Here is a 16,403-nt window from a genome sequence, read left to right on the forward strand (position 1 = left end):
AGGCGGGCCCGGTGCTGTGACCAACAGCACCGGGCCCGCTTCTGTTAGCGCCGGTTAACCTGCTCCCCATGACCGTAACCCTCGAAGTAAGCGACAACGTCGGCACGATCCGGCTGGACCGTCCGCCGATGAACGCCCTGGACGTCGCCGTCCAGGACCGGCTGCGCGAGCTCGCGGAGGAGGCGACCCGGCGTGAGGATGTGCGGGCCGTCATCCTCTACGGCGGCGAGAAGGTGTTCGCGGCGGGCGCGGACATCAAGGAGATGCAGGCGATGGACCACGCGGCGATGGTCGTGCGCTCCAGGGCCCTGCAGGAGTCCTTCACCGCCGTGGCGCGCATCCCCAAGCCCGTCGTCGCGGCCGTCACCGGCTACGCGCTGGGCGGAGGCTGCGAGTTGGCGCTCTGCGCCGACTTCAGGATCGCCGCCGACAACGCGAAGCTCGGCCAGCCGGAGATCCTGCTCGGGCTGATCCCCGGAGCCGGCGGCACCCAGCGTCTGGCCCGGCTCGTGGGCCCGTCCAGGGCCAAGGACCTGATCTTCACGGGCCGTCAGGTCAGGGCGGAGGAGGCGCTGGCGATCGGCCTGGTGGACCGCGTGGTGCCCGCCGCCGAGGTGTACGAGCAGGCGAGGGCGTGGGCCGCCAGGCTGGCCCAGGGTCCCGCGCTGGCGCTGCGGGCCGCCAAGGAGTCCGTGGACGCCGGTCTGGAGACGGACATCGACACCGGCCTCACGATCGAGCGGAACTGGTTCGCGGGCCTGTTCGCCACGGAGGACCGGGAGCGCGGCATGCGCAGCTTCGTGGAGGAGGGGCCGGGCAAGGCCAGATTCCTCTGATCGAACGCCAGTTGCGCACAGAGCGACGCGTGTTCATCCGTGCGGGCGGATTAGCTGGACCTTAAGAGAGTCTTAAGGTCCAGCACCCGGAGCGGCCGTGCAATTACCCGGTCCGCGACCGTCCCCCCAGGTCGAAGTGGCTGTACGAACCCATGTTCTGCCACTGGCATATGCCGGAGAACCAAATCGGAATGACTGGTTCCGGGGAAGGGATTCCATCGGAACGGTCACGGAGCGCGTTGTGTGCGGCCATGATGGTGGGCATGGCGGGCCTGGAGGGTGTGGAACAGCCGCGACCGCACGGCAGTGCGACCGCGGCGCGCTGGATGCCTGGCGTCGATGACGAACAGGCGTTCAAGGCGCTGGAGTTGTTCGGGAATCCGACGGAGGGCGAAGTCGGGCTGCCCTCCCGTCCTGAGTCCGCCGCGGCCGCCCGCCGCATCACCTCGTGCGTGATGCTCCGTCAGTGGCAGCTTCCGCCGCAGACCGTCGAACACGGTGTGCTGCTCGTCTCCGAGCTCGTGGGCAACGCGGTGCGGCATACCGGAGCGCGGGTTTTCGGGCTGCGGATGCTGCGCCGCCGCGGCTGGATCCGGATCGAGGTGCGCGATCCGTCGCGCGGCCTGCCGTGCCTGATGCCGGTCCGGGAGATGGATGTCAGCGGCCGGGGGCTCTTTCTCGTGGACAAGCTCTCCGACCGCTGGGGCGTCGACCTCTTACCGCGGGGCAAGACCACCTGGTTCGAGATGCGCACCGTCGACCGCTGACACGCAGAAGCCCCCGGCCGGCCGGGGTGCGGCGCGTCGGGGGCTTCTGCGGGGGCCGTGGAATGGGGGGTGTGTCCACGGCCGCTCGCGGGACCTGGCTCGGGTCGGAGGAGGTCGTGCCACCGACTATGGCAGACGGGCGACCCCGGTACCAAAGTGTCAAAACGGATAATTGGCAATAGATCTGTCCATTACGGTTATGAATCCCAGGTGTGATGGGTCACGCGCCTGGCTTTCTTTGTTTCTGTGCCGACTTCACTTGGCGATTCGGTGATGACATCGTGAAGGTGTCCGGCCATATATTCCGCCCATTTCGCCCTAATGTGTGTGAGGTCTCGGGCGAACGGCACCCGAACCGATCCGCGAGGTGGACGGCCATGGGCGGTCGCAGGACACCGGTGCCACGCCGCAGCGCGCTGCGCGCCGCGGCCGGAACCCTCCTGGCGGGCGCCGCAGGCGCGGGCTGCGCCGACGCCGGGCCCGGACAGCCGGCGCCGACCGGGACCGCGGCGGCCGACGACCCGGGCGCCCAACCCGCCCGTAAGGCCCAAGGCGCGGTGCGCCCGGCCGCCGTCCCGCGCCGCTTCCCCGGGCAGCCGGTCCAGATCACGCACGGCCCCCGCGGGCGCCCCCGCGTCGCCCTCACGTTCCACGGCCAGGGCGATCCCGCCCTCGCCCGCGCCGTCCTCTCCGAGGCCGAGCGGGCCGGCGCCCGGGTCACCGTCCTGGCCGTCGGCAGCTGGCTGGACGAGCACCCCGGCATGGCCCGCCGGATCCTCGACGGCGGCCACGACCTGGGCAACCACACCCAGAGCCACCTGGACGTCAACGCGATGGACGAGGAGCGGGCGTACGCGGAGATCGCCGGCTGCGCGCAGCGCCTGCGCAGGCTCACCGGGTCCATCGGCACCTGGTTCAGGCCCTCGCGCGGCCAGTACGCCACCCCGCTGGTGCAGGACCTCGCCCGCCGTGCCGGATACCCGCACGTCCTGTCCTACGACGTGGACTCCCTCGACTTCACCTCGCCCGGGGTCGCCGCGGTCACCCGCAAGGTCGCCGGTGAACTCCGCAACGGTTCCGTGGTGAGCCTGCACTTCGGCTACCGCGACACCATCGCCGCCCTGCCCCTCCTGCTCACCGAAATCGACCGGCGCCAACTGCGCGCGGTGACCACCACGGAGCTGTTGACCTGATGCCTCCCTCCCCGCGCACCATCGCCGCCGCGACCCTGCTCGTCGCCGCGCTCGCCGCCTGCGCCGCCCCGGCGGACGGCACGCGCTCCGGCACCCCACGCACCGAGGCCGCCGCACCGCCGGACAGGGCCGCCCGGTCCGCGACCCCGCCGGGACTGCCCGGTATGCCGCCCGTGCTCGATCCCTCGGACGTCTACGCGGCGGACCGGCCCGGAAAGCTGGCACCGGCCGTCAAGGGGTTCCCGTCCCGGGTGTACGTCCCCAACACCAACTCCAACACCGTCTCGGTGATCGACCCGGCGACGTACAAGGTCGTCGAGACCATTCCCGTCGGCAACCAGCCGCAGCACGTCGTGCCCTCCTGGGACCTGAAGACGCTCTGGGTGAACAACGACCTGGGCGACAGCCTCACCGCCATCGACCCGGCCACCGGGAAGACCGGCCGCACGCTCGACGTCTCCGACCCGTACAACCTCTACTTCACCCCCGACGGCAAGTACGCCGTGGTCATGGCCTCCATGGACCGCGAGCTGGTCTTCCGCGACCCGCACACGATGAAGACGGCCAAGGCGCTGCCGGTCGACTGCGCCGGCGTCAACCACGCCGACTTCTCGGCGGACGGAAGGTACTTCATCGTCTCCTGCGAGTTCTCCGGCGACCTCCTCAAGGTCGACACGGAGAAGATGGAGGTCGTCGCACAGCAGAAGCTGCCCCAGCAGGGCGCGATGCCGCAGGACGTGAAGCTCTCCCCGGACGGCAGCACCTTCTACATCGCCGACATGATGTCGCACGGCGTCTGGGTCCTCGACGGCAAGGCGTTCACCGCGCCGAAGCTGCTGCCGACGGGCAAGGGGGCCCACGGGCTCTACGTCAGCAGGGACTCCCGGGAGATGTACATCACCAACAGGGGCGAGGGGTCCGTGTCGGTCTTCGACTTCGCGGCGAACCGGCTCACGAAGAAGTGGCACCTGCCCGGCGGTGGCAGCCCCGACATGGGAGGCGTCTCGGCCGACGGCAAGGTCCTCTGGCTCTCCGGGCGTTACGACGCCGAGGTGTACGCCATCGACACGGCCGACGGCAAGGAGCTGGCCAGGATCCCGGTCGGCAGCGGTCCCCACGGACTGGCCGTCTATCCGCAGCCGGGCCGCTACTCGCTCGGCCACACCGGTGTCTTCCGCTGACAGCCGTCCCTCAGCCGCCCCGTCCGGGGTCGCCCGCCGGACCGTCCGGCCGTACCGCCGGATAATCTGACCCCGTCAACAACGCTTAACGAAGGGGCGGAACAGTGGCGGACATCGAGTCGGCACGCAAGGCATTCGAGCGCTTCGACCAGAACGGCGACGGCAGCATCACGGCCGCCGAGTACAAGAGCGCGATGGCTCAGCTCGGCGACCCGTACGTCACCGAGACCGTGGCGCAGGCCGTCATCAACGCCCACGACACCAACGGTGACGGCGAGCTCACGTTCGACGAGTTCTGGGCCTCGCAGAACAAGGTGTGACCGCACCGGACCGGCGGAAGCCGGACGGTTACGGCGGCCGGGCCACCTGGGGTGGGCCGGGCCGTCGGTGGTGGGGCCGGGCCGGGTCAGGCGGTGAAGTGCGGGGACAGGCGGTCCTGCCGCTCGGCCCGGACGAGATCGGGACGGGTGTAGCGCTCGGCGCGCGCGTGGTAGTCGACGTTGCCGCGCACCAGGCCGCGGTAGTCCCGCGCGCAGCCCCGCAGCGCCTCCCTGACGGGGCCCTCGATGTGCGCCGCGGCGATCTCCGCGGCCAGGTCCCGCTCCGCGCGCCGGATCCGCTCGGTCGTGCGCGACAGCTGTATGCCCGCCTCGTCGACCGCTTCCTGGAGGGTGTAGCCCCGGTCCCGCTGAAGGAGGAGGACGGTGTTGTGCCCGTACCCGAGCACGGCCTCCTTCTCCAGGGAGCAGATGTCGTTGCACAGCCCCGCGTGGTCGGTGACCGCGTTGCGCAGGGCGAGGTACGAGGGCAGGCCCCGGGCCGACTCCGGGAGGTCCGTGCCGGCGGCGACCTCCTGGAGGTCCAGGAACAGGCGTACGGCCCCGGAGTCGCGGCGGTGGTCCGTGAAGTCGGCCCTGGCCGGCTCTCCCGCGGCCGCCCGCTCGACGGACTCCGCGTAGTACGTCCACAGCCAGGAGGCGGTGTCGCGGCGGAACTGCCGGGTCCAGACCGGCGACCGGCCCCGGCCGGTCCGCTCCCGGAGGTCCTCCAGCGCGTACTCCATGGCGCTGTGCGGTACGGCGCCGTCGAGGACGTCCACCAGCCGGGCGATCACCCGCCCGCACGTGCGGGGGTCACGGCCGGCGGGCCCGTCGTCGAACTCGTCGTCGACCAGGAGCACCCAGAAGAGCCACTGGCAGCAGAGGTCCAGGTGCTCCCGCGAGGCCACGGGGAGGGCGAGCGAGGCCCAGAGCTCGGGCCGACTGCGGAGCATCCCGCTGCGCGCGGCGGGGGAGAGGGCGAGGCCGTTCTCCCCGGCCCAGTGCCAGACGGTGTCCCTGGTGTCGGCCATGGCCGGATTGCAGCCGGCGCTTCGGAAGGGCATGTGGAGCGCCGGCAGGACGATCTTTCGCATCGCTGCCCTTCGTCGGAAGAGGATCGGCGAGCCGGATGGGCGACCGCGTCACCTTGAGTCACCCTCAGTGAACCTCTTGTGGATGCCTGTGGGAAGGCATATGCCAGCACGGTCGCACTGTGGCGAAAAACCGCCCATACCAGTCCAGTTGACGGTGCGTGCTGCGCCGAGCGCGCCGCCGGCGAGGGCGGGCGGAGTCCGGCTCCGGGGTGGGCTTGACGGGGGCGCGGCGGCCGGGCCCGTGCGGGCCACGGCTGCCGCGCCCCACGGCTCAGACCGGCAGCGAGTGGAACTCCCGCCGTAGCCCGGTGATGCCGTCGCCCTCCCGTGTCGGATGGACCCGGTTCGTGAGCAGCACCGCGTAGCGCCCCGTGGCGGGGTCGACCCAGTGGCTCGTGCCGGTGAATCCGGTGTGGCCGTACGAGGTCGGCCCGAAGGAGGGGCCGACCGGGGAGTCGGCCGGGTCCTGGCCCTGCCAGGCGAGGGCGCGGCGGAGATTCAGCCCGTCCGTGTGCGGGGCCGTCATCAGCGCGAAGGTCTCCGGGCGCAACAGCTCGCGCGCGCCGCCCGCCAGGGCGACCGTGAGCCGCTCGGTGTCGGCGAGGGTCGCGAAGAGCCCCGCGTGGCCCGCGACCCCGCCGAGCACTGCCGCGTTCTCGTCGTGGACCTCGCCCACCAGCGTCCTGCCGCGCCAGGGGCAGTGCTCGGTCGCGACGGCGCGTGCGCGCTCCGCGTGACCGGGGGTGAAGCACGTGTCCTCCAGGCCGAGCGGGGAGCACACCAGCTCGGCCACCAGCGCGTCCAGCCCCTGGCCCGACGCCTGCTCGGCGATCAGGCCGAGCAGGATGAAGCCCTGCGAGGAGTACTCCACCCGCACGCCGGGCCGGGACCGCAGCGGCAGTGTCCCGAGCCCGTTCAGCAGGGACTCCCGGGTGGGGTGGTCGCGGTACATGGGAACCCGTCCTGGCATGCCCGACGTGTGGGCCAGGAGTTCCGTGACGGTCAGCGGCGCCTTGTCCGTCTCCCGGTAGCGCGGCAGGAGTTGCCCCACCGTGCCGTCCAGGGGCAGCGCGCCGCGCTCGGCGAGCGCCATGACGACCAGGCCCACGACGGGTTTGGTCACGGAGGCGAGGTCCCACAGGTCCGTGCCGTCCAGCTCGGCCCCGCCCCAGCTCCTGCTGCCCAGCCATCCGCGGTCCACCGGGCCCCGCGCGGTGCCCACCGACCAGGCGGCGCCCGAGTAGAGGCGCCGCCCCCGGCCGTCCGCCAGCAGTGCCGCTCGCTCGCCCTCACCTGTCACCCGCGGATCTCCCGTCCTCTTCGCCCCTGTGTTCACCGGTCCCCGCTCCGTGCCCCGCCGTGGGCCACCGTGAGGCGGGCCCGCCCGCCCGGGCCCGGCCCGGCCGACACCGAGCGCGCCGCCGCCCGCACCATCGGGCCGTACAGCTCGACACCGGCCCGGTCCAGCGTGAACACGAGACCGGTGAGCGCGACCGCCCCGACGACCCGGCCCTCGGCGTCGGTCACGGCCGAGGCGAGGGCGCGGCGGTCCTCCTGCTCGTACTGGTCGTCGAGGGCGTACCCGCGTTCCGCCGCCGCCGCGATCTCCTCCCGCAGGGTCGCGGCCGGCACCGGCAGGTGGTGGCCCGCCTCCTCCTGGGCCGCGAAGGCCGGCTCGGTGTCGGCGGGGGGCAGGGCGGCCAGGATCGCGAGGCCCGGCGCGGAGAGGAGCAGGGGCGCGCGGGACCCCGGGCGCAGTTCCAGGGCGTACTCCCGGGCGGGCTCGGACGCCTCCAGGCAGACCGCGGCGGTCCCGTCGCGCACGGCGTAGTGCGCGAGCAGGCCCGTACGCGTGCGGAGTTCGGCCAGCACGGGCCGGATCAGGCGCAGTCCGGGGCCGCTTTCGAGAGCGGCTGCCGCGAGGCCGAGCAGCCGGGGCCCCGCACGGTAGCTCCCTCCTTCCCCGGGCTCCGCGAAGCCGGACGCGGCGAGGCCGCGAAGCAGCCTGTGCACGGTGGGTTTGGTGAGTCCCGTACGCCGGGCCAGATCGGCCAGGCGGTGCGGCGCACCCGTCTCCGTCAGCGCGGACAGGACCTCCATCGCCTTGTCCACAGGGCCCATGACGGAGTGTTCGACAGCCTGGCCCGCAGGCGGCTGTTCGCTCGAACGGCTATTGACCTGTTTCCCCATGTCGCCTAGCTTACCCCCACTGCATTCCATCTGCCGGAACGGATGTGTTGTCTCATGGAACGAATACGTGGAGGGTGGACTCGGGAACGCAGTCGTCCCTCCCGCCGGACGGTCCTGAGGTACGGCAGCGCGCTGCTCCCCGCGGTCGCCGCACCGGGACTGCTCACCGGCTGCGGCACCGACCCGGCGGCCGGCGCGGGCAACGTCCTTCGGGTCTCCCAGACGAGTGACCCCAAGACCATGGACCCGCAGAAGCAGGGCGACATGATGTCGATGAACGCCCTGATCAACATGTTCGACACGCTCACCGTCCGGGGCCGCGACAACAGCCTGCGCCCCCGGCTGGCCCTGTCCTGGAAGGCCGTCTCGCCCCGTGTCTGGCGCTTCCGGCTGCGGCCCGGAGTCACCTTCCACAACGGCGAGCCCTGCGACTCCGCGGCCGTGAAGTCCAGCATCGAACGCCTGCTGGACCCGGCGACCAAGTCACCCATCGTGGAACTGCGTTACGTCGAGGGCGTCACCGCGGTCGATCCGCTCACCGTGGACCTCCACACCACCGTCCACGACCCGATCCTGCCCGACAAGGTGTCGCTCTTCGGCGGGGTCGTGGTCCCGCCGCGCTACCTGGACGAGGTCGGCGACGAGGGCTTCGCCGCGCACCCCGTGGGCACCGGCCCCTTCACCTTCGTGAGCTGGAAGCGCGACCACGAACTGCGGATGCGCGCCTACGGGAAGCACTGGCAGGGCAGGCCGGCGCTCGACGAACTCGTCTTCACCCCCGCACCGAACGCGTCCTCCGCGCTCGCCGCCCTGCAGAGCGGAGGCGTGGACCTCGTCGCCGGGCTCACCCCCGACGCGGCCCAGCAGCTCGACGGCTACACCGGCGTGAGCCTCGACCACCACACCGGGATCCGCACCTCGTACCTCTCCCTGGACACCCTCACCGAAGGGCCGCTCAGGGACGTCCGGGTGCGGCGGGCGCTCAACCACGCCGTCGACGTGCCCCTGCTCATCAAGGCGGTCCTCGGAGGCAAGGCCACCGAGGTCCCCGCGATGATCCCGCGCGGCGCGTTCGGCTTCGACGACGCCGTCGAGCCCTTCACCCGGTCCGTCGCGACCGCCCGGGCCCTGCTCGCCGAGGCAGGGCACCCGCACGGATTCCGCACCACCCTCACCGCCTCCAACGTGGACGCGAACGTCGCCGAGGCGATCGCCGGACTCCTCGACCGAGCCGGTGTCCACGCCCGGGTCGACCTGCTCGACCCCGGCACCTACGCCCAGCGCCTCACCTCCGACAACCACGGAGCGCTGGGGCCGATGTACCTGGCCGCGTCCACCGTCTGGACGCTCGACGGCGAGAGCATGATCCAGTCCAACGTGCGCAGCGACCGGCGGCAGAGCCGCTGGCACAACGCACAGGCCGACCGGCTCGTCGACCTCGAGGAACTCTCCGTCGAGCCCGGAACCCGGCGACGGGCCTTCTCGGACCTCCAGCGGCTCGTCAAGGCCGAGGCGCCGTTCGTGCCCCTCTTCCAGATCGACAACATCTACGCACGCAACGAACGCCCCCGCTGGACACCGGGATTCGCCGGGGTCCTCGACATGGCGAGCGCGGAGGTCTCCCGATGACCGAGCTCCTCACACCGCCCGCCCCCGGCGAGGAGAGCGAACGCCCCGCCGCACCCCGGCGCGAGGCACTCCTCCTCCTGCGGACGGTAGCGGCACGCGTGGGCACCGCACTGCTCGTCCTGCTGTGCACCGCGACCGTCGCCTTCTTCCTCGTACGGCTCTCCGGCGACCCGGTCAAGGTGCTCCTACCGCCGGACGCCACGGCCCAGCAGGAGAGCGTCCTGCGCCACAGCCTCGGCCTGGACCGCCCCCTGGTCACGCAGTACCTCGACTACCTGTGGGGCATCCCGCGCCTCGACTTCGGCGACTCCCTCTTCTACAACCAGCCGGTGCGCGCCGTCCTCGCCGACCGCATCCCCGCGACCCTCCTCCTGGCCGCCGGCGCCCTCGTCGTCACCCTCGTCGTCGCCCTGCCCGCCGGGACCTACGCCGCGATGCGCCGCGGCAGGGCCGCCGACCGGACCGTCATGACCGGCGTCCTGCTCGGCCAGTCCACCCCGCCCTTCTGGGTCGGCATCCTCCTCATCCTGGTCTTCGCGGTCGGCCTGCACGCCCTGCCCGCCTCGGGCTACGGCACCTTCGCCAACCTCGTGCTGCCGGCCGTGACCCTCGCCGTGTACTCGGTGGCCGTCGTCGCCCGGCTGCTGCGCTCCTCGCTCATCGACGTACTGGGCGCCGACCACATCCGCACCGCACGGGCCAAGGGCTTCGGCCCCGTCAAGGTCGTCCTCACCCACGGGCTGCGGAACGCCTCGCTGCCCGTCGTCACCGTCGTGGGCCTCGAAGTCGGCAGCCTCCTCGGCGGCGCCATCCTCACCGAACAGGTCTTCTCCTGGCCCGGCGTCGGACAGCTCACCATCGAGGCCATCTCCAACCGAGACTTCCCACTCGTCCAGGCCACCGTGCTGCTCTTCGCCGCGACCTTCGTCGTCGTGAACCTGCTCGTGGACCTCTCCTACAGCTTCCTCGACCCGAGGGTGAGGACCTCCCGATGACGACCGTCTCCCCGAACCCGGCACTCTCCGACACCCGCGCCCCGACCGCCCCCGCCCAACGGGCCGCGGCACTGCGGACCCTGCTGCGCAACCGGCTCGCCGTCGCGGCCCTCGCCTTCCTCGTGCTCGTCGTGGTCTGCGCGCTCTTCGCCCCGCTCATCGCGCCGGCCGACCCCGCCGCGCAGGACCTGCTGGTCCGGCTCCGACCGCCCGCCTGGCAGCAGGGCGGCAGCGGCGCCCATCTCCTGGGCACCGACCAGCTCGGCCGCGACCTGCTCTCCCGCGTCGTCTACGGCACCCGCGTCTCGCTGCTCGTCGGCGCCGGCGCGGCCCTGCTGGCCGGAGTCATCGGCACCGTCGTCGGCCTCGCCTCCGGCTACTTCGGCGGCCTGCCCGACCGCGTCCTGATGCGCCTCGCCGACGTCCAACTGGCCTTCCCCGCGATCCTGCTGGCCCTCGCGGTCGTCGGCTTCCTCGGCTCGGGCCTCTGGTACGTCGTCCTCGTCCTCGGCGTGACCGGCTGGGTGTCGTACGCCCGTGTCGTCCGCTCCGAGGTCCTGTCCCTGCGGTCCCGGGACTTCATCACCGAGGCCCACGCCATCGGGGTCGGCCACACCGCGATCATGCGACGCCATCTGCTGCCCAACGTGATGGCACCGCTCGCCACCATCGGCACGCTCCACGTCGCCGCGGCCGTCGTCGCCGAGGCATCCCTCAGCTACCTCGGCCTCGGCGTACCCAAGGAGACAGTGACCTGGGGCTCGATGCTCGCCGACGGACAGCTCTACCTCGGCACGTCCTGGTGGGTCGCCGTCTTCCCCGGCATCGCCCTCATGCTCACCTCCCTCGCCGTCAACATCACCGGCGACGCGCTGCGCGACGTCGCGGACCCGAAGGCCTACCGCCGATGACATCCACCACCTCCGGCCACGGGCCCACCGCGCCGTCCCCGGTCCTCGAGATCCACGACCTGCGCGTCGACTTCCGGCTCGCCACCACGACCGTCCACGCGGTGCGCGGCGTCAGCCTCGCCGTCGCACCCGGGGAGACCCTCGCCGTCGTCGGCGAATCGGGGAGCGGCAAGTCGGCCACCGCACTGTCCGCCCTCCGGCTCAACCCCGAACCGCCCTGCGTCTACGCCGGCGGCGAGATCCTCCTCGACGGCAGGGACGTCCTCGGCCGCGGCGAGCGCGAACTGGGCCGCATCCGCGGCGCCGAGATCTCGATGATCTTCCAGGATCCGATGACCAGCCTCGACCCCCTGCAACGCGTCGGCAACCAGGTCGCCGAGGTCCTGCGCCACCACGGTGCCCACAGCAGGGCCGAGGCCAGGGCGGCCGCCCTGGCCGCCCTCGACGAGGTCGGCATCCCCGACCCCGAGCGCCGCTACCGGCAGTACCCGCACGAACTCTCGGGCGGGCTGCGCCAGCGCGTCATGATCGCCGCCGCACTCGTCGCCCGCCCCCGCGTCCTCATCGCCGACGAACCCACCACGGCCCTGGACGTCACCGTGCAGCGCCAGATCCTCGACCTCCTCGTCGGGCTCCAGGAACGGCACGGCATGGCCGTCGTCCTCATCACCCACGACCTCGGCGTCGTCGCCGAGACCGCCGACCGCGTCGTGGTCATGCACCACGGGCGGGCCGTCGAGAGCGGGGACGTCCACGACGTCTTCGCCCGCCCGGCGGACCCGTACACCCGTCAACTGCTCGAAGCGACACCCCGACTGGAGACCGCCGGATGACCGCCACAGCTCCGCCTCTGCTCGAACTCGACGCTCTGCGGAAGGAGTTCGGTGGCCGTCCCGGAAGCATCGCCGTCGACGACGTGAGCCTCACGGTCCACGAAGGGGAGACCCTCGCCCTGGTGGGGGAGTCAGGCTGCGGCAAGACCACGCTGACCCGGCTGCTGCTGCGCCTGCTCGAACCGACCTCGGGCACCGTACGCTTCGACGGCGCCGACCTCTTCGGCCTCGACGCCAAGGCGCTGCGCGAGGTCCGCCGCCAGATGCAGGTGGTGCTCCAGGACCCCTACTCGAGCATGAACCCCCGGCTGAGGATCGTCGACATCGTCGCCGAACCACTCGTCACCCACGACCCGCGGGCCAGGGGCCGCCGGGGCAGGGCCTGGACCAGGCAGCGGGTGGGCGAGCTCCTCCAGGACGTCGGGCTCGACGACACGATCCTGGACCGCTACCCCCACGAGTTCTCCGGCGGACAGCGCCAGCGGATATCCATCGCACGCGCGCTCGGCCTCGAACCCCGCCTCGTCGTCCTCGACGAGCCCACCAGCGCGCTCGACGTGTCCGTCCAGGCCCGGGTCCTCGACCTGCTCGCCGAGCTCCAGCAACGCCTCGGACTCACCTACGTGTTCGTGTCACACAACCTCGCCGTCGTACGCCAGGTGGCCGACCGGGTCGCCGTCATGCGCGAGGGCCGGATCGTCGAAGTGGGAACCGCCCGACAGGTGTTCACCGACCCCGCACACCCCTACACACGGCAGCTCCTGGACGCCGTCCCCGTCCCCGACCCCGCGAAGGCGCGCAGGACCCGCCGCCGGGCGGCCCCGGAAACCCCCCAGACGGAGTCGGCCGCCCGCTCCGCCGCCTCGGAGCGGGAGCGCGCGTGACCACCGCGCCACTACCTGCCCGACAGGACGAGCCCCGCCCCTCCCAGCAGTGCGACGTCGTCCACCGCGGCCTCGCTCACCACGACCCGGGGCAGCTCGCCGCCGCCCTGCGCGTCGGAACGCAGCCGCGCCTCGACCAGGGCCCGGAACGGTTCACCGCCCTCGCGGGCCTCCCCGTGCAGTACGAACAGCCCGCAGGCGAAGAGCTGCTGGACGGTCGCGAGGCCCAGCACCAGGTTCTCCGCGTACTCCGCCACCAGGGACCGCGCCGCCGGATCGCGCGAGGCCACCAGCGCTCCGAGCGAGGCGCCCGCGGCCCCGAGGCCGAGCGCCTCGGCCCGCTGCCTCAGCCAGCGGGTGGTGGCCACCGCCTTCCAGCAGCCGCGCCGCCCGCAGGTGCACGGCTCACCACTGGCCGACACCGTCATGTGCGCGCCGCTGCGGCCGCCCTCCGGAGCCAGGACCTCACCCTCGTACAGGATGCCCACCCCCAGGACCTCGCCGGTCGACACCGACGCGAAGGAGCGCCGCCCGCGGCCCGGACCGAACCAGCGGTCCCCGAGCACCTGGACCCGTGCGCGGTGCTCGACCCGCACCGGTGCGCCGGTCAGCTCCCGCAGGCGGTCGGCCACCCGGTAGCCGCGCAGCGCGGGCGCCTCGTCGATCTCGATCACCCGGCCGGCCACCGGGTCGACCAACCCCGCCGCCGCGACCCCGATCCCCGAGGGCGCGCGCCCCTCGAAGACGGCCGACACCCGGGCGAGGGCACCGTCCACCGGGGCGGGGGACGCGGAACCCGTGTCGAAGTCCGCCTCGGCCCGGTCGAGCACGACGCCCGAGCGGTCGAGCAGGGCGGCGCGCACCCGGCCGGGGAGCAGCTCGACGGCCCCCAGCGTGCCGGACCCGGCCCGCACCTCCGGACCCGGCACGGGATCCGGTACCAATCGCAAGGGAGAACGTTCATGAGCCATACGCCGACTCTGCCACGCGGGTGTTGCGGGGAGGTAGCCGTATGAGTCACCGGAATCTGACCGAAACCACCTGGCGGGAGACCCGGGAGTCCGCACCCGGCGCCATCGCGCTGCTCCCCGTCGGATCCCAGGAGCAGCACGCCGGACACCTGCCCATGGGCACGGACACGCTCCTGGTCGAGGCCGTCGTGGACCGCGCCCTCGCCCTCCTGGACGGCTGCGGCGACGCGGACGGCGTCGGCGACGGGGGGACGGCGGCCCCGTCCCTGGTCCGGTTGCCGACACTGCCCTACGGCCACAGCCCGCACCACCTTTTCGCCGCCGCGCTGACCCTCTCCGCCACCACCCTCGGCGCCGTCCTCGGCGAGATCCTCGACTCGCTCGCGGCCTGCGGCCACCGCCGCATCCTCGTCGTCAACGGCCACGGCGGAAACGACGAGATCATGAAGCTCGCCGTCAAGCGCTTCGCCCTGCGCGCCGAGGTCACCGTCGCGGCCTGCTCGTACTGGACCGTGACCGGCGGGGAGGAGGACGGCGGGCGGCCGGACGTCACCCCCGGCCACGCGGGCTGGTTCGAGACGTCCCTCATGCTCGCCGCGCACCCCGCCCTGGTGCGTACGCCGCTGCCCTCACGCGCCCCGGTCGACCCGCCTCCGCTCTTCGACCGGCCGCCCTACCCCGGGCTCACTGTCGAACGGCACGGGGAGTGGGAACGCGTCGGCGGCTCGACCGACGACGCGTCGTCCGCCGACGCCGTGAGCGGCCGACGGCTGCTCGACGACCGCGCACGCGGCCTCGCGCGCGCCGTTCTCGCCTTCGACGCCGCCACCCGCACCGGACCCTGAACCGCGCCGCCGCCCGCCCTTCCGCACCGGCCGCGGCACCCGAAACCGAACGAGGAACAGCATGAAGATCACCGATGTCGACGTCCACGTCGTGAACCTGCCCCTGGTCAACCCGTTCACCAGCTCCTTCGAGACGAAGACGGGCGAGACGCGCACCGTCGTACGCATCCGGACCGACACCGGCGTCGAGGGCTGGGGCGAGACCATGTGGGGGCGGCCCGTCGCCGCGATCGTCAAGATCCTCGCCGAGGACCTCATCGGCACGAGCCCCTTCGCCCTGGAGGCCTTCCACCGCAAGCAGCACATGGTGCCGTTCTTCTACGGCTACCTCGGCTACGCCGCCGTCGCGGCCCTCGACGTCGCCTGCTGGGACGCCATGGGCAAGGCCACCGGCCAGTCCGTCACCGACCTGCTGGGCGGCCCCGTACGCGACGAGGTCCCGCTCACCGCGCTCATCACCCGGGCCGACGCCCCCGGGGCCGGCGCCGCCGACCTGCCCGCCGCACTCGCCGAGCACACCCTCCGGGTCACCACCGAGGGGGGCTTCCGCGCGGTCAAGCTCAAGGGCACCAAGGACGTCCAGGGCGATGTCGCCATCCTGCGCGAGCTGCGCTCCGCACTGCCCGACGTGGACCTGCGCGTCGACCCTAACGCGGCCTGGTCCGTGCCCGACTCGATCCGCGCCGGGATCGCCCTGGAGGAACTGGACCTCGAATACCTGGAAGACCCCTGCGTCGGCATCGAGGGCATGAGCCAGGTCCGGGCGAAGGTCCGCATACCGCTCTGCACCAACATGTGCGTCGTACGCTTCGAGGACTTCGCGCCGGCGATGCGCCTGGGCGCCGTCGACGTCATCCACGGGGACGTCTACAAGTGGGGCGGCATCGCGCCCACCAAGTCCCTGGCGGCGCACTGCGAGACCTTCGGGCTGGGCATGAACCTGCACAGCGGCGGTGAACTGGGCATCGCGACCGCGGCGCACCTCGCCGTGGTCGGCAGCACCCCCGTCCTGTCCCGCGCCATCGACTCCATGTACTACCTGCACGCCGACGACATCATCGAGCCGCTCACCCTGGAGGGCGGCAGCCTGCGCGTCCCCACCGGCCCCGGTCTCGGCGTCACCGTCGACGAGGACAAGCTCCGCCACTACGCGGAGGTCAACGCCCGTGAAGGAGACCTCACCCGATGACCGGAACCGGCCCCGCCCGTCACGAGGTCCGCACCGACCGTGCGCCCGTGCCCGCCGGGGCGTACAGCCAGGCGATCGCCGCCGGGCCCTACCTGTTCACCTCGGGCTTCGGCCCGCAGGACCCCGAGACCGGCGCGGTCGCGGACACCGTCGCGGAACAGACCACCCAGGTCCTGCGGAACGTCTGCGCCGTTCTCCGGGCGGAGGGGCTCGGCCCGCAGGACGTCGTCAAGGTGACGGCCCACCTCCAGCACCTGAGGCGTGACTTCTCGGCCTACGACGCCGCCTACCGCGCCTTCTTCACCGCGCCCCACCCGGTCCGCACGACCGTCGGCTCCGACCTCATGGACATCCTGGTGGAGATCGACGTGGTCGCGCTGCGCCGGGACGCCCCCGCCGCTTCGTAGCCGCACCGGCGGGCCGTGGGCCCCGCGTGCCACGGCCGGCGGACGGGCCAGGGCGAGCAGGGCAGGCGGCCCGCCGGGGGAGGCTCCGGCGGGGCTCGTCAGGAGCCCGCGGCGATCCGGACCCGCACGTGGGTGACGAGCGCCGCCACCCGGGAATC

17 protein-coding genes are annotated in these 16,403 nt (G+C 72.6%); 13 read left to right on the forward strand and 4 right to left on the reverse strand.

Annotated features, from left to right (window positions below):
- Positions 1–68 precede the first annotated feature (68 nt).
- The 5 genes from AB0I83_RS07895 to AB0I83_RS07915 all read left to right on the forward strand — a co-directional run bounded on the left by AB0I83_RS07895 (position 69) and on the right by AB0I83_RS07915 (position 4,297).
- Positions 69–836, forward strand: coding sequence for an enoyl-CoA hydratase-related protein (locus AB0I83_RS07895; RefSeq protein WP_363303981.1), 768 nt, complete (start codon positions 69–71; stop codon positions 834–836).
- A gap of 251 nt (positions 837–1,087) precedes the next feature.
- Positions 1,088–1,603: an ATP-binding protein gene (locus AB0I83_RS07900; protein WP_356530979.1), complete on the forward strand. Its 516-nt coding sequence runs from the start codon at positions 1,088–1,090 to the stop codon at positions 1,601–1,603.
- A gap of 377 nt (positions 1,604–1,980) precedes the next feature.
- Positions 1,981–2,796 carry a polysaccharide deacetylase family protein gene (locus tag AB0I83_RS07905; RefSeq protein WP_363303982.1) on the forward strand — a complete coding sequence of 272 codons (816 nt, stop codon included), beginning with the start codon at positions 1,981–1,983 and terminating at the stop codon, positions 2,794–2,796.
- The gene (locus tag AB0I83_RS07910) at positions 2,796–3,977 is read left to right on the forward strand and encodes a beta-propeller fold lactonase family protein (RefSeq protein WP_363303983.1); all 1,182 of its coding nucleotides are present in this window, start codon (positions 2,796–2,798) and stop codon (positions 3,975–3,977) included. Before AB0I83_RS07905 ends, AB0I83_RS07910 begins: the two co-directional genes overlap by 1 nt.
- Before the next feature lie 104 nt (positions 3,978–4,081).
- Positions 4,082–4,297, forward strand: a complete 216-nt coding sequence (locus AB0I83_RS07915) for an EF-hand domain-containing protein (protein ID WP_356530983.1) — start codon at positions 4,082–4,084, stop codon at positions 4,295–4,297.
- An 86-nt stretch (positions 4,298–4,383) separates the two neighbouring features.
- On the opposite strand, the gene AB0I83_RS07920 is transcribed toward AB0I83_RS07915, so the two are convergent.
- The 3 genes from AB0I83_RS07920 to AB0I83_RS07930 all read right to left on the reverse strand — a co-directional run bounded on the left by AB0I83_RS07920 (position 4,384) and on the right by AB0I83_RS07930 (position 7,581).
- On the reverse strand, positions 4,384–5,361 hold the full coding sequence (locus AB0I83_RS07920) for a terpene synthase family protein (RefSeq protein ID WP_363304093.1): 978 nt from the start codon (positions 5,359–5,361) through the stop codon (positions 4,384–4,386).
- 301 nt (positions 5,362–5,662) lie between these two features.
- Positions 5,663–6,691, reverse strand: a complete 1,029-nt coding sequence (locus tag AB0I83_RS07925) for a serine hydrolase domain-containing protein (protein ID WP_363303984.1) — start codon at positions 6,689–6,691, stop codon at positions 5,663–5,665.
- Positions 6,692–6,723: 32 nt separating this feature from the next.
- Positions 6,724–7,581: an IclR family transcriptional regulator gene (locus tag AB0I83_RS07930; RefSeq protein ID WP_363303985.1), complete on the reverse strand. Its 858-nt coding sequence runs from the start codon at positions 7,579–7,581 to the stop codon at positions 6,724–6,726.
- Between the two features lie 54 nt (positions 7,582–7,635).
- On the opposite strand from AB0I83_RS07930, the gene AB0I83_RS07935 reads away from it, so the two are divergent.
- Genes AB0I83_RS07935 through AB0I83_RS07955 form a run of 5 tightly spaced genes read left to right on the forward strand, consistent with a single transcriptional unit; the run spans position 7,636 to position 12,833 of the window.
- The gene (locus tag AB0I83_RS07935; RefSeq protein WP_356839641.1) at positions 7,636–9,210 is read left to right on the forward strand and encodes an ABC transporter substrate-binding protein; all 1,575 of its coding nucleotides are present in this window, start codon (positions 7,636–7,638) and stop codon (positions 9,208–9,210) included.
- On the forward strand, positions 9,207–10,205 hold the full coding sequence (locus AB0I83_RS07940; RefSeq protein ID WP_363303986.1) for an ABC transporter permease: 999 nt from the start codon (positions 9,207–9,209) through the stop codon (positions 10,203–10,205). The genes AB0I83_RS07935 and AB0I83_RS07940 overlap by 4 nt, the downstream gene beginning before the upstream one ends.
- Entirely contained in the window at positions 10,202–11,116 is a 915-nt protein-coding gene (locus AB0I83_RS07945) for an ABC transporter permease (protein ID WP_356530992.1), read from the forward strand. The genes AB0I83_RS07940 and AB0I83_RS07945 overlap by 4 nt, the downstream gene beginning before the upstream one ends.
- A complete protein-coding gene (locus tag AB0I83_RS07950; RefSeq protein WP_363303987.1) occupies positions 11,113–11,949 on the forward strand; it encodes an ABC transporter ATP-binding protein in 837 nt (278 codons plus the stop codon). The genes AB0I83_RS07945 and AB0I83_RS07950 overlap by 4 nt, the downstream gene beginning before the upstream one ends.
- Positions 11,946–12,833 carry an ATP-binding cassette domain-containing protein gene (locus tag AB0I83_RS07955; protein WP_363303988.1) on the forward strand — a complete coding sequence of 296 codons (888 nt, stop codon included), beginning with the start codon at positions 11,946–11,948 and terminating at the stop codon, positions 12,831–12,833. Before AB0I83_RS07950 ends, AB0I83_RS07955 begins: the two co-directional genes overlap by 4 nt.
- Positions 12,834–12,844: 11 nt before the next feature.
- Here AB0I83_RS07955 and AB0I83_RS07960 read toward each other — a convergent pair whose 3' ends face one another.
- Positions 12,845–13,783, reverse strand: coding sequence for an ROK family protein (locus AB0I83_RS07960; protein ID WP_356530997.1), 939 nt, complete (start codon positions 13,781–13,783; stop codon positions 12,845–12,847).
- Between the two features lie 62 nt (positions 13,784–13,845).
- Between AB0I83_RS07960 and AB0I83_RS07965 the strand changes: the two genes are divergently transcribed.
- The 3 genes from AB0I83_RS07965 (at position 13,846) to AB0I83_RS07975 (ending at position 16,245) form a co-directional block, all read left to right on the forward strand.
- A complete protein-coding gene (locus AB0I83_RS07965; protein ID WP_356530999.1) occupies positions 13,846–14,649 on the forward strand; it encodes a creatininase family protein in 804 nt (267 codons plus the stop codon).
- 61 nt (positions 14,650–14,710) lie between these two features.
- On the forward strand, positions 14,711–15,838 hold the full coding sequence (locus tag AB0I83_RS07970) for an enolase C-terminal domain-like protein (RefSeq protein ID WP_363303989.1): 1,128 nt from the start codon (positions 14,711–14,713) through the stop codon (positions 15,836–15,838).
- Positions 15,835–16,245 carry a Rid family hydrolase gene (locus AB0I83_RS07975; RefSeq protein WP_363303992.1) on the forward strand — a complete coding sequence of 137 codons (411 nt, stop codon included), beginning with the start codon at positions 15,835–15,837 and terminating at the stop codon, positions 16,243–16,245. The genes AB0I83_RS07970 and AB0I83_RS07975 overlap by 4 nt, the downstream gene beginning before the upstream one ends.
- Positions 16,246–16,403: the final 158 nt, after the last annotated feature.

Source organism: Streptomyces sp. NPDC049970, from assembly GCF_040660235.1.
Lineage (GTDB): Bacteria > Actinomycetota > Actinomycetes > Streptomycetales > Streptomycetaceae > Streptomyces.